The organism is Rossellomorea sp. NPDC077527 (assembly GCF_044542955.1).
Classification (GTDB): domain Bacteria; phylum Bacillota; class Bacilli; order Bacillales; family Bacillaceae_B; genus Rossellomorea; species Rossellomorea aquimaris_E.
Window position 1 is genome coordinate 785,996 of the sequence record NZ_JBITVL010000003.1, and the last position, 13,492, is coordinate 799,487.

The window sequence follows — 13,492 nt, forward strand, 5'->3', positions numbered from 1 at the left end:
CTCACTTTCGATCTTTTATCCTGAGTAACCGAAGGCCATTCAACGTGACAAGTAATGTCGCACCCATATCGGCAAATATAGCAATCCATAATGTAAGCATTCCTGGAATGACTAGTAATAAAGCAAGAAGTTTAATTCCGATTGCAAAGGCTATATTTTGTTTGATGATGGTAAGAGTACTACGGCTCAAACGAATGATATAAGGTAATTTTCTCAAGTCATCATTCATTAAGGCGATATCGGCCGTTTCCAATGCAGTGTCCGTTCCTGCTCCCCCCATGGCGATCCCAACGGTTGAAGCCGCAAGAGCAGGGGCGTCATTGATTCCGTCTCCTATCATAGCGACCCTTCCGTAGGTATCCATATAATCCTTAACGAAACCTAGTTTTTCTTCTGGAAGCAGCCCGGCCTTGATTTCTCTGACCCCGATCCTGGTTCCGATTGATCTTGCCGTTTTTTCATGATCACCTGTCAACATGACCGTTTGCTCCATCCCCATCTGGTGCAGATCATTGATGACCTCCCCACTTGTATCCCTCACCTCATCCGCCACGGCTACAATTGCTAAAGGAGTATCAGCCGTTCCAAATACCATAACGGTTTTGCCTTCTGTTTGAAGATTTTCTATTTCAGTTGACGGCGTATGAGCAAAAAGACTTTGAGAGCCGATATAGTATCTCTTATCGCCGATCAGTCCACTGATTCCTTTACCCGTGTGGGATTGAAACTCAAACACTTCACAGCTTCTATAGTCCATTTCCATGTCTTCTGCTTTTTTCATAAATGCGTGCGCAAGAGGATGCTGTGAATGAAATTCAAGTGCGGCCATCATCTTCCATAAATCCATTTCTTCCACATCACCTAAACGAATCATATCCGTTACTTCAGGGACTCCCTTCGTAAGAGTACCTGTTTTATCAAAGGCAACGGCCTTCAACCTTCCCAATTCCTCCAAATAAACGCCGCCTTTGATCAGAATGCCGTTTTTGGCTGCATTCCCGATGGCTGTAACGATCGCTACCGGAGTGGAAATAACCAATGCACAAGGACAGCCGACGACTAACACTGAAAGGCCCTGATACACCCAATCAGACCATCCCGCACCAAATAAAAGCGGTGGAATGATTGCTACAAGGAAGGCAATCACCATGATGACCGGCGTATAATATTTTGCAAACACATCGACAAATGCCTGTGAAGGAGCTTTCTCACCCTGTGCTTCCTCAACTAAATGAATGATTTTGGCCAGTGTCGTATCTTCTATCCGTTTTGTGACCAATACTTTTAAATGGCCTTCCTCATTTAGCGTACCGGCAAATACGGCATCACCACGGACTTTTTCCACCGGAACCGATTCACCTGTGATCGCAGCCTGATTGACGAAAGAAGAGCCCTCGAGGATATCCCCATCCATGGCAATTTTCTGACCAGGCTTCACCAACATGATGTCCCCGACTTCTATATCCTCTGCATCGACGATCATTTCAAAACCGTTGCGGATGATGAGTGCCTGCGGGGGAGCGATGTCCATGAGTGAGCGGATTGACTCCCTCGCTTTATCCATGGAATAAGCCTCCAACACTTCACTGATGGCAAATAAAAGGACAACAATTGCCCCTTCGCCCCATTCTCCTATGAATGCTGCACCGATAATCGCGATCGTCATCAGCGTCCTCATATCGAATTCGAGTTTAAGCAGGTTCTTGAAGCCTGCTTCAAATAACCGATACCCACCCGTTACAATCGCTGTTGCAAATGAAAGGGTTGAGAGAAAATGACTATTTTCTACACCCATCAAAGGTAATGAATATGCAATCAGGATAAAGAATACTGAAACAAGTAAATGCTTGTATCTTCTATAAAACGGCTCTTTTTCTTCCTGAACCTTTCTCATACCGTCTTCTGTTAAGCGAAGCCCTTCAAATGCGCCTGCTTTTTCTACCGACTCCTTTGTAGTGTCTCCGTATACAGTAATCTTGGCAGCACCAAAGTTGACCTTTGCATCTATCACTCCATCTAGATGCTGAACATTCTTTTCGAACTTGGCTGCACACCCTGCACAAGTAAAACCTTCGACCCGGTATGTTTGTTTAAGGGCAGCTTTACTAGTCACGTTCCTCCACCTCCAACTGATGTGTCACTGCAATCTCAATCAATTGTTTTACGTGATGATCATCCAAGGAATAATAAACGAGCTTTCCTTTTTTTCTGAATTTAGCCAATCCCTGCTTTTTTAATAAACGTAAATGGTGGGACGCAGTTGCAGTGGACGCCCCTACGATGTTCGCCACATCACACACGCATAATTCGTCTTCCACTGTTAGTGCGTACGCAATTTTCATTCTCGTTTGGTCGGATAATGCTTTAAAAATCTCCGCCACTTTAGACGTATTTTGTGTTAAAAGGTCCATTTTTAAGCGATTGACCTTTTCATTTTCCACACAAGACACTTCACACACATCTATATCTTTCATTTATACACCACTCCTCATTCAAACACCCTTTTGAATATAGTATATAAGAAGGCCGAAAAATGTTCAAACATTCTTTTGAATGTTAATTTTTTTTGGGGGTTTCCAACTATTGATATTCAGTACGGGTAACGACTGGTTGGGTTCTTCCCCAACAAAATAAAAAAAGCCCCGAAACCGGAGCTTTATAGAAGCCTAATTAATTTTGTTGAAGTTTTTTACGGTCGCGTTTCATGAAGAGATCGAGGGTGACCCAGAATACGACTGATGTAATGGCGAAGATGGCGATGGCGAAGTAGATGTCTTCTGTTTTCCAGTCTAATCGTGGGATAAAGAGGCCCAGTACGCCTGATAATATATAGTAGCCGCCAATTAATTTCAGGTATAATCTGCCGGTTTGGGACTGAACGTTTTCCAGATAGCCTTTTCCTGCTTTGCCGAAGAAAATGGCTATTCCTCTTACAATGACATAAACCGAAAAGGCAATGATAAGGGCTACAACAAACTCTTGATTAAACACGTCTGCCATAATCGTTCTCCTTTCCAACTATTCATTCTAAATGATTGTATTGTTCAAGAATATTCTCTATGATGAAATCATGCATCAATGTTTTGAATCGTTATATTTTAGAATAACGGAATAAGACATGCTTTGCAATCACAGAGAGACCTTCAATACAATAAATAAGATCGTACTATTTTAATAAGATTATATCCATTAAGGTAAGGAATACAAGGGCCATTCTGCCTTCAATTCTTACAATTGACCGAATTTTAATCAGGAGGTGATCGAAGTATAAGAAAAGGGCTCCCTTTCTTATGACTTCTACCCATTGGACATTCTATTTAATTTATTTCTAGTTGCCCTACTTATCGGACTGACTGCGTTCTTTGTAGCATCTGAATTTGCCATCGTAAAGGTAAGGAGTACCCGCATTGATCAGTTGGTCTCAGAAGGAAATCAGACCGCCGTTGCCGCAAAGAGAGTCATTACCCATTTGGACGAATACCTTTCTGCCTGTCAGTTGGGAATCACCATCACGTCTCTTGGATTGGGGTGGCTAGGCGAACCGACCATTGAAACACTTCTTCATCCTGTATTTGAACGAATTGAACTTAACGCATCCATCACCAGCATCATATCATTCGCATTGGCGTTTTCTGTCATCACCTTTTTGCATGTCGTAATAGGAGAATTGGCTCCAAAGACCTTCGCCATCCAAAAAGCCGAAAGAATCACATTATTATTTGCACGCCCACTGATTTGGTTTTATCGAATTGCTTATCCATTCATCTGGACTTTGAACAGTTCAGCCCGTGTGTTCACGGGGATGTTCGGTTTAAAACCCGCTTCGGAGCATGAAATTGCCCACTCTGAAGAAGAGCTCAGAATCATCCTTTCTGACAGTTACAAGAGCGGTGAAATCAACTCATCCGAATTCAAATACGTGAATAAAATATTTGAATTCGACGAGCGAATCGCGAAGGAAATCATGGTTCCCCGGACAAACATTGTAACTTTATCTGCAGAGTCCACTATTGACGAAGTGTTATCGGTCATTAAAGAAGAGCGCTACACGAGATATCCTGTCGTGGATGGGGATAAAGACAATATTCTCGGGATCGTGAATGTGAAGGAGCTCTTGACGACACTCGTAAATCATAAAAACGAACATGAAGACGTATCTTCTTTCATCAAACCCGTCATTCGTGTCATAGAAACGATTCCCATTCAGGCTCTACTCGTCAAGTTACAAAAAGAACGTTCTCCTATGGCCATTCTCCTTGATGAATATGGCGGAACGGCCGGCCTCGTTACAGTGGAAGACATCATTGAAGAAATTGTCGGCGAAATCAGGGATGAATTTGATATCGACGAAATCCCTGAAGTTCAAAAGGTAAAAGAAGATCACTATATTTTCGATGCCGTCATGCTCATTGAGGATGTGAATGACCTTCTTGGCATTTCAATTGAGGAAGAGGAAGTGGATACAATCGGAGGCTGGTTCCTCACTCAGAAATATGAAGTTAAGCCGGAGGATAAGATCGAGGAACAAGGCTATTGCTTCAAAGTGAAAGAAATCGATGGGCACCATATTCAATACTTAGAAGTAACAAAAATGAATAGCATCCAAAACCAAAAGAACGTGTCGGATTAACGGCACGTTCTTTTTTTGTTGATTTTGAATTAGAAAACGGTGATAGATTTCCAAGAGTACGTTTTTCATTATAAAAACATGTCATGTTAGACGTCTTTGCCGAGGAGGCTCGGCCGAACGTCCGTGGAAAGCGAAGCAGTTCCCCTCACCCTCCAGCACACAATCAATAACAGAGCATTCGAAGTTTAATGTCTGTGTACGAAATATCCAAAACCTTTACGAAAAGAGCCAAATTCTAAGAATAAATGATTGACTTCCACGTTCCATTAACATTTAAACAATCGGACATTTTCCGTTCATACTTTGGCCATATTTGATGGATAAGCTATTTAAAGAAGAAAGGAAGCAATTCATACAGGGGTTAAATAACTTAAGAGATTCCCCATCATATTTAAATGAATAGGAGTAGAGGAGAATGAATTTTATTAAACGTGCCTTCTGGAGTGTAAAAGCACGAACGGGGAAAAGCATCTTGTTACTGATTGTTCTGACTGTTATTTCGGTATTGGTTCTGTCAGGAATCACAATCCAGACAGCAGCAGACCAATCAAGTATCCTGGCCCGTGAGAAATTGGGCGGTGAAGTGACTTTGACCGTGGACCGGGAAAAGCTGATGGCCCAGCAGCAAAGTCAAGCTCAAAATGGGGAAAGGCCACGATTCCAATCAGTCCCCCTCCCACTTGATTCGGCAGAGGGGCTTACCAGCTCAGACTATGTGAAAGGCTATAATTATTATTCAACCACTTCTGCCCTTGCCAAAGACTTTACTGCAGTAGGCAGCGACGATACAACCGAAACGGATGAGCAGGGCGGCTTTGGTGGCGGCGGTAGAATGATGGCCGGTGATGTATCTGTTGAAGGGATCGTATTCTCGGATTCGGCAAGCTCCTTCTTAAATGGGGATGCATCCATCGTGGAAGGGCGGCACCTGACAGAGGACGACCTGAATAAAGAAGTAACACTCATTGAGAAGAACCTCGCTTCAGAAAATGACTTGAAAGTCGGAGACACTATCACCATTTCAAACACGGATGATACAAAATCCACCGTTGAAATTGTGGGTATTTATGAAACCACTGCAGAAATGGATGAAAGAGCTCAAAACTTCGCCTTTTTAAATCCATCCAATCAGCTATTTGTCCCATATACCGTTGCGAATACATTAAAAGGAACGACTGATACGATCGATCGGGCAGTGTACTATATGAAGGATCCGGCAGATATCCCAGCCTTTATTTCAGAAGCAGAAAAAAGCTCATCCATTGATTTTGATCAATTTAAATTGGATGCAAATGACCAATTGTATCAACAAATGATGGGGCCAATTGAAAATGTAGCCTCATTCTCAAATAATGTTGTATTCCTTGTCACAATCGCGGGAGCCATTATATTAGGTCTGATTGTCATGATGACAATCAGGGAAAGGAAATATGAAATGGGTGTACTGCTTGCCATTGGTGAAAAGAAAGGGAAACTCGTCGGCCAGTTTCTGGTTGAGATATTGATTGTGGCCGTTTTGGCGATGGGGATCTCCACATTATCAGGAAACCTGGTGGCCAATCAGATTGGTGAGCAATTGCTTCAGCAGGAAATCACTCAATCGGAACAAGCAGCGGACACCCCTGCATCATTTCGCCGTATGCCGTTTCAGCCTTCCAACGTCCAGGATGTGGGTACATTAGATGAATTGTCGATTCATACGACTGGTGAAGACCTGATGAAATTATTCGGCATAGGGATGATCGTTGTTATATTCTCGACACTGATTCCGTCCTTGACGGTATTAAGACTCAACCCTAAAGCAATCTTAACGAAGCAGGATTAAGGAGGCTCACGATGAGTACAATATTACGTTTCGAAAATGTCAGTTACAGTTATAAGCACGAATCTAAACAACAACATATCTTAAAGAACGTGACCGCTGAATTTAAACGTGGGACCTTCTATACATGTGTCGGTCCATCGGGATCTGGAAAGACAACATTCCTATCACTTGCGAGTGCTCTGGATTCCCCCACTGAGGGACAGGTCCTCTTCGAAGGAAAAAACATACGTAAAATCGGTTTATCCACATTTCGCAATAAGCATGTTTCGATCGTCTTTCAATCCTATAATCTCCTGCCTTATATGACGGCATTACAAAATGTCTTAACCGCGATGGAGATTACTGGAACACAAGTCAAAAATAAAAAAGAATTTGCCTTGGAAATGCTTCAAAAGGTAGGGATCTCCGAGGAACAATCCCGTCAAAAAGTATTGACGCTCAGTGGAGGACAACAGCAAAGGGTATCCATCGCCAGAGCTCTTTCCTGTCAGTCAGAGCTCATTCTGGCAGATGAACCAACCGGTAACTTAGATGAGGATACCGCTCGTGGCATTGTCGACCTGTTCAGAAATCTTGCTCACAATGAAAACAAATGTGTCATCGTCGTCACCCATGACCAGGGACTGGCTCAAGCCTCGGACACAGTCATTTCCCTTTCAAAGGGGGGGCTCTCCTTTAAAGATCTGAGGGTAAAGGAAAAAACCATTTAATTTTCATTAACGCAGCAATATCTTCCCTTAACGGATTCTCTTTTCGAGATCAAAAAATGTGGATAATCGCATTTTAATCAGCAATGTCAAAAGCACTGCAAATCGCAGTGCTTTTACTATTTTTCTATTGAATGGCATTAGGAAAAGCTTTATTCAGCCATGCCACCCTAACGTTCATTCAATGGAGAAATATTAATAATTACTTACTATCATCATTAAAGTATCCATCAAATGTTTTTGTTAGAGGTAAGCAATTCGTCTAATTTCCTATTCAATTCTTTTGTCGTCCCTGTAACGGGTAATCTTGTTTCGGGAGATTTTATCAAACCTTTTTTATATAGAACGTACTTTAACGGTGCTGGATTTGTTTCTTTAAATAACATAGATGTAATCGGATATAATTTTCTCCACACTTTCAATGCATCACTATGATTATTTTCTTGTACTTTATTAAAAACATCCAAGAAGTCTCTTGTGGCTAAATGAGAAGAGGCTAAAATCCCACCTGCACCACCTAAAAGTAAGTGGTGGTAATAAGAAGCATCTTCTCCTGTTAGATTAGAAAACCCTTCGATGGGATTCATAAGTAATTCTAGAGATTGTTTCAAGTTTCCACCTGAATCTTTTATTCCTATTATATTCTTGCATTTCGCTAATTCTTTTACAGTTTCATTCTCAATGTTCCGTCCTGTCCTATAAGGTACATTATAGATCATTATTTTTAAATTCGTTGCTTCTGAGATTTGTAAAAAATGATTGTAAATGCCATCTTGGCTTGGCAGATTGTAATAGGGTGAAACAGACAATATGCCATCTACTTTATATGCTTCAACTACTTTTAATTGTTTGATGACCTTTTTTGTGTAATTTCCTCCAACACCGACGAAAACGGGAATCCGTCCGTTAACCACTTCTAATGTTTTATCAAGAATTATCTCAAATTCATCTTCCTCAATCGCAGGACTTTCACCTGTCGTTGCTAATGGAATTAATCCTGAAATCCCTTGGTTTACATAGTGTTCAACTAATTTTGAATATGATAAAATATCGATCCTTCCATTGTGGAAAGGGGTTATTATCGGTAGCCAGACACCTTCAATTTTCAATACAAGCTCTCCCTTATATTGTTTTAATTATGTGGATTTTTCAATTAAATATATTCGTTTTATGCTCAGAATATCCTATAAAAAAATAGTGAATTCCTCAAAATAAGAAGTGCTTTCCCCCTTATCCTAAAGAATAAAACCTTTCATTCTTGGAAAAATAACTGCAAACAGTTATGAGAGGTGAATTATGACTAGCATCATCATTGGATTAATTCTATTAATGGTCTTAGCGTATCTAGGCTGGTCGATCATCTGGATAGCTCCGTTAGTAGCAGGTTTAGTAGCGCTGATGAGCGGGCTTGACCTGCTGCCTGCCTACACGGACACCTATATGACCGGATTTGTGAACTTCGCGAAGGAATGGTTCCCTGTCTTCCTTTTCGGAGCCATCTTCGGAAAGTTGATGGAAGATGTTGGAGCTGCTCAATCCGTCGCATATAAAATCACCAACATCATCGGCAAAGACAGAGCCATCCTTGGTGTGCTGATTGCAGCTGCTGTATTGACTTATGGCGGTGTAAGCTTGTTCGTTGTAGTATTCGCGATTTATCCATTGGCAATCGCCATGTTCAGGGAAGCGGACATCACTCGAAAGCTTCTGCCTCCTACCTTTGTATTAGGGGCATTTACCTTTACGATGACAGCCATCCCGGGGACACCTCAGATCCAGAATCTGATCCCAATCGAGTATTTCAAAACTTCTCCTACCGCTGCTCCCATTATCGGGACAGTAGGTGGATTAATCATGGCGGTCGGTGGGTACTTCTATTTAAGATGGCGTCAAAAGCAATTCACAAGTAAGGGAGATGCTTTCACTGAGCCAAAGGGCGGAAATGACGTGAAGGAAATTAAAGAATCGGAGCTTCCGAACTTCTATCTATCATTTCTTCCACTCGTCATCGTCGTCGTTACATTGAATGTGTTTAAATGGAACATCCTGACCTCCCTTCTTGTAGGGACCCTTTCCATCTTGATCATTAATTTCAAGCATTATAAAAAGTTCATACCTGCAGTCAATGGCGGAGCAAAAGGCTCGGTTATGGCCGTGATCAATACAAGTGCAGCCGTTGGTTTCGGAGCTGTCGTAACGGCTGCGCCAGGTTTCAAGACATTGACGAAACTGATACTCGGCATTAAAGGGAATCCGGTGATCTCAGAAGCAATTGCCGTTCAGACATTAGCCGCTATTACAGGATCTGCATCAGGGGGGATGGGAATCGCATTGGAAGCATTGGGTGATAAATATTACGAGTTGTCCCAAACAAGCGGAATCAGTGCCGAAGCATTTCACAGAATCGCTTCCATCTCATCCGGAGCGTCAATCCTGCCTCATAATGGGGCCCTCTTGACCTTATTTGCCGTAACAGGATTAACGCACAAAGATTCATACCTGGACGTAGCAGTTGTCGGACTGATCATTCCGACCATTGCCGAGGTTGTTTCAATCATTCTAGCCAATATGGGAATTTATTAATTAGAGGAGGAATTGAAAATGGTCAATGATAAAGTGGTATTCATCACAGGTGCTGCACGAGGGATCGGATTCGAAATCGGAGAGCATTTCGCTCAGAATGGGGCAAAGGTCGTTTTATCCGATATCAACCAGGAAGGTCTAGATGAAGCTGTTGATGAACTGAAAGGCAGAGGGTTCGATTGCCTGGGTATCAAATGTGATGTAACAAGTGAAGATGAAGTGAAGGCGGGAATTGATAAGACTGTAGAACATTATGGCAGAATCGATGTCCTGATCAATAACGCAGGGCTGCAACATGTCGCTCCCATTGAAGATTTCCCCATTGAAAAGTTCGAGCTCTTAATCAAAATCATGCTGACGGCTCCATTCATTGCGACTAAATTTGCTTTTCCGCATATGAAAAAGCAAAAATTCGGTAGAATCATTAATATGGCTTCCATCAACGGTTTAATCGGGTTTGCAGGAAAAGCTGCTTACAATAGTGCAAAGCACGGTGTAATCGGCTTGACAAAAGTATCGGCTCTTGAGGGTGCCGAACATGGTATTACGGTAAATGCCATGTGTCCTGGATACGTAGATACGCCACTTGTCCGCAACCAACTGAAGGATATTTCGACGACCCGCGGTGTAGAGTTGGAAAAAGTATTAGAGGACGTCATTTATCCCCTCGTTCCACAAAAGCGTTTATTATCTGTTGAGGAAATTGCTGATTACACCATTTTCCTTTCAAGCGACAAAGCGAAAGGTGTAACAGGTCAAGCAGTTGTTTTGGATGGCGGATATACTGCCCAATAAAAATAAGAATAAATCGGATCAGGATCCTGATCCGATTTTTTTATTTCATATGTTCAGGGAATACATTGAGGTCCACTCCCCACACAATCGGCATGAAAAAGTAGATCAAAAGAGTGATGAACACAATACTTATGAGATTTAACCAAAGCCCCGCTTTGACCATGTCCCCCATCTTGATATAACCTGAACCAAATACAACAGCGTTTGGAGGCGTGGCAACGGGCAGCATGAAGGCACAGGACGCTGCAAGACCCGCGGCTACCATCATACTGTAAGGGTGAACGTTTAAAGCGGCTGCCAAGGCTGCCATGATTGGAAACATCATGGTGGCTGTGGCCGTATTGGACGTGATTTCCGTCAAGAAAATAACAAATGCCGTCACCGCTACAAGAATAATGATAAAGGAAATTCCCTCGAGAACCGTCAATTGCTTTCCAATCCATTCAGCCAGTCCAGTTTCTTTGAATCCCTTGGCAATGGCAAGGCCACCACCGAATAGAAGCAGGATGCCCCACGGAAGCTTCTTTGCATCTTCCCAATGAATCAGGCGGGACTGCTTTCGTCCAGGCAGCAGAAATAAAGTGAGCGCCCCCGTTATGGCGATAATCGTGTCGTCAAGGGAAGGAATCCATTGATTCAAGAGAAACGACCTTGTAATCCAACATATAGCAGTGGTTACAAAGACGGTCAGAACAAGCTTTTCTTCAAACGAAACGCGGCCGAGGGAGCGGTTTTCCTTCTCAACAATCTCCCTTCCTCCCGGCAACTCTTTTATTTTCAATGGAAATGCCACTTTAATGAGATACCACCATGTTACCATGAGAAGAATGGCTGCAAGTGGCACTCCGAACAGCATCCATTTAGCAAAGGAAAAGTCGATACCATATAGCTGTTTTAATACCGCAGCAAATATCGTGTTGGGTGGTGTCCCGATTAATGTCCCCAGCCCTCCTATCGATGCACTATAGGCTATACCCAGCATGATGACTTTACTGAAATGCCCTGTCCTCTTTGCTCCTTCCTGCTTTAAACTTTCATTCACCTGATAAATCACAGCAGTTCCAATTGGGAGCATCATCATGGCCGTTGCCGTGTTGGAAATCCACATAGAAAGAAATCCAGTAGCCAACATAAACCCAAGGACGATCCGTTCAGTGCTTGTCCCGATCAATAAAATGATGTTCATGGCGATCCGCTTATGTAAATTCCACTTTTCCATGGCAATCGCAATGATGAATCCACCCATAAACAAAAAGATCGTCCCATCCCCATACGCGGACGTCACTTCCCCTCCCTTGAGTGCACCCGTAACAGGGAACAGAATGATCGGTAATAGGGACGTGGCCGGTATCGGGATCGCCTCCGTAATCCACCAGACTGCAATCCACACAGTTCCAGCAAGAACGGCAACCGCTTCTTTGGAAAGTCCTTCAGGAGAAAAAAAGAAGAAGATGAACAAAAATAATAAAGGACCTAAAAGAAATCCGATTTTTTTCCTTGGATCTGCTCCAGGTTCCGGCGTCCGATCTGCTTTCACCCCTCCTGTGACGTGGGTTGGCGTACTTCCTGAAGTGAAGAATTGGAAGGTATCCATCACATCCCGATGCCATCCCCAAAGCGTACCCCAAGCATGTTTCACCATTTGCATCCACTCATTCCCCCTTTACTTATATTATTGGTCCATACCCTTTCATGAAAGCGTAATAAACAAAAACTCACCAAATTTGTCTTGTATTCTTTTCTTCTCTCCCCATTTCAAAAGGCTGCCTGAAAAATGGACCATTTTTTCATAAAATGTTTTGTTGTAAAATAATGTTAGATAGATACGACGATTCTATAAAAGGAGAAACGATGAAAATCTATTATCAAATCAGCTATTTTGTAATCGGACTACTTATTTTCAGTTATGGAATCAGTTTGTCAATTAAAGTGCGATACTTGGGTATTCATCCATGGGATGTGTTAAACATTGCATTGTTTGAGAAGTTCGGCTTAACCATTGGCACGTGGAATATCATTGTGGGGGTCACACTCATTGCAGGCACGCTTTTACTAAAAGGGAGATATATTCATATCGGCACCATCCTGAACGGGGTGTTGGTCGGCATGCTTGTGGATTTTTTTCTTTATTATAATCTACTGCCCCCCAAAACGGGTTTGATGACGGATCTTCTCATTCTACTATCTGCCATATTGATGATGGGGGTTGGAGGCGGATTATATTCGGCCGCTCATCTGGGCACCGGGCCTAGGGACGGATTTATGCTCACCATTTCGGATTTAACCGGCCTTACCATCAGCAGGGTACGGATCATTTGTGAGTGCACGGTATTATTGATTGGTTTATTCCTTTCAGGACCAGTCTTCATTTTCACATTTATCTACACGTTCATCCAAAGTCCCATCTTTCAAAAATCCTTTCTCTTTTTCACTGAAAGACTGCACTCCCGCTTTCCTGCCCGGAGCGATATCAGTATGTAAAAAGGACAAATTGCCAGAGGCAGTTTGTCCTGATCCGTTTATGACATCTCGCATGCGACTAATCCATACTGCCTTTCCTGATCCAATTTCTTAATGAATGTAAATAAGTGCTGCACCTGTTCATTATGAAGATCTCTCTTATAATAATCCTCGAGAACCGATAACATTTCCCCAGGGTACATCAAACAGGTATGACTTCCCCAATCGGTCTGCCGTCCCTCAATTTTTTTATAGTAAATGCCATCCAATAGCGAGAAAAAGAGTTCATACCCCTTAGGGAAAAACGGGCTGATCCGCTTGGGGTAATTATGATTCCAGTCGCCCCCTTCATAATGAAACGTTTGATCCGTTAAATCACCGATAAACACTTCCACATCCGCCATCCTATCTCCTCCTCGGATTAAGCTTCCCTTCTTTATAATGTATAAACCTGTCCTCTTTTTTTAGAACCTATTTTTCTTAAATAGAAAA

General features: G+C 42.4%; 12 protein-coding genes. 6 read left to right on the plus strand and 6 right to left on the minus strand.

All coding sequences use genetic code 11. The annotated features are described in order from the left end of the window. Window position 1 precedes the first annotated feature (1 nt). The 3 genes from ACIGG7_RS13890 to ACIGG7_RS13900 all read right to left on the minus strand — a co-directional run bounded on the left by ACIGG7_RS13890 (window position 2) and on the right by ACIGG7_RS13900 (window position 3,000). On the minus strand, window positions 2-2,113 hold the full coding sequence (locus tag ACIGG7_RS13890; RefSeq protein WP_397550001.1) for a heavy metal translocating P-type ATPase: 2,112 nt from the start codon (window positions 2,111-2,113) through the stop codon (window positions 2-4). Continuing rightward, entirely contained in the window at window positions 2,106-2,474 is a 369-nt protein-coding gene (locus ACIGG7_RS13895; protein WP_224941725.1) for an ArsR/SmtB family transcription factor, read from the minus strand. The genes ACIGG7_RS13890 and ACIGG7_RS13895 overlap by 8 nt, the downstream gene beginning before the upstream one ends. A gap of 196 nt (window positions 2,475-2,670) precedes the next feature. After that, window positions 2,671-3,000: a hypothetical protein gene (locus ACIGG7_RS13900; RefSeq protein ID WP_224941726.1), complete on the minus strand. Its 330-nt coding sequence runs from the start codon at window positions 2,998-3,000 to the stop codon at window positions 2,671-2,673. Between the two features lie 304 nt (window positions 3,001-3,304). Between ACIGG7_RS13900 and ACIGG7_RS13905 the strand changes: the two genes are divergently transcribed. The 3 genes from ACIGG7_RS13905 (at window position 3,305) to ACIGG7_RS13915 (ending at window position 7,165) form a co-directional block, all read left to right on the plus strand. Beyond that, complete coding sequence (locus tag ACIGG7_RS13905) at window positions 3,305-4,630, plus strand: hemolysin family protein (protein ID WP_397550002.1); 1,326 nt, start codon at window positions 3,305-3,307, stop codon at window positions 4,628-4,630. Window positions 4,631-5,045: 415 nt separating this feature from the next. Then, a complete protein-coding gene (locus tag ACIGG7_RS13910) occupies window positions 5,046-6,455 on the plus strand; it encodes an ABC transporter permease (protein ID WP_397550003.1) in 1,410 nt (469 codons plus the stop codon). Between the two features lie 11 nt (window positions 6,456-6,466). Beyond that, complete coding sequence (locus tag ACIGG7_RS13915) at window positions 6,467-7,165, plus strand: ABC transporter ATP-binding protein (RefSeq protein WP_224941729.1); 699 nt, start codon at window positions 6,467-6,469, stop codon at window positions 7,163-7,165. 227 nt (window positions 7,166-7,392) lie between these two features. Here the strand turns inward: ACIGG7_RS13915 and dapA are convergent, their stop codons facing one another. Next, on the minus strand, window positions 7,393-8,271 hold the full coding sequence (gene dapA / locus ACIGG7_RS13920; protein ID WP_224941730.1) for a 4-hydroxy-tetrahydrodipicolinate synthase: 879 nt from the start codon (window positions 8,269-8,271) through the stop codon (window positions 7,393-7,395). A gap of 187 nt (window positions 8,272-8,458) precedes the next feature. Between dapA and ACIGG7_RS13925 the strand changes: the two genes are divergently transcribed. Together ACIGG7_RS13925 and ACIGG7_RS13930 are read left to right on the plus strand one after the other, a co-directional pair. Then, the gene (locus ACIGG7_RS13925) at window positions 8,459-9,745 is read left to right on the plus strand and encodes a GntP family permease (protein ID WP_397550004.1); all 1,287 of its coding nucleotides are present in this window, start codon (window positions 8,459-8,461) and stop codon (window positions 9,743-9,745) included. A gap of 18 nt (window positions 9,746-9,763) precedes the next feature. Then, window positions 9,764-10,540: a 3-hydroxybutyrate dehydrogenase gene (locus tag ACIGG7_RS13930; protein ID WP_224941732.1), complete on the plus strand. Its 777-nt coding sequence runs from the start codon at window positions 9,764-9,766 to the stop codon at window positions 10,538-10,540. A gap of 40 nt (window positions 10,541-10,580) precedes the next feature. Here the strand turns inward: ACIGG7_RS13930 and ACIGG7_RS13935 are convergent, their stop codons facing one another. Beyond that, complete coding sequence (locus ACIGG7_RS13935; RefSeq protein WP_397550053.1) at window positions 10,581-12,182, minus strand: SLC13 family permease; 1,602 nt, start codon at window positions 12,180-12,182, stop codon at window positions 10,581-10,583. Window positions 12,183-12,391: 209 nt separating this feature from the next. Between ACIGG7_RS13935 and ACIGG7_RS13940 the strand changes: the two genes are divergently transcribed. Further along, complete coding sequence (locus tag ACIGG7_RS13940) at window positions 12,392-13,021, plus strand: YczE/YyaS/YitT family protein (protein WP_224941733.1); 630 nt, start codon at window positions 12,392-12,394, stop codon at window positions 13,019-13,021. A 38-nt stretch (window positions 13,022-13,059) separates the two neighbouring features. Here the strand turns inward: ACIGG7_RS13940 and ACIGG7_RS13945 are convergent, their stop codons facing one another. After that, on the minus strand, window positions 13,060-13,404 hold the full coding sequence (locus ACIGG7_RS13945; RefSeq protein WP_397550005.1) for a hypothetical protein: 345 nt from the start codon (window positions 13,402-13,404) through the stop codon (window positions 13,060-13,062). Window positions 13,405-13,492 lie beyond the last annotated feature (88 nt).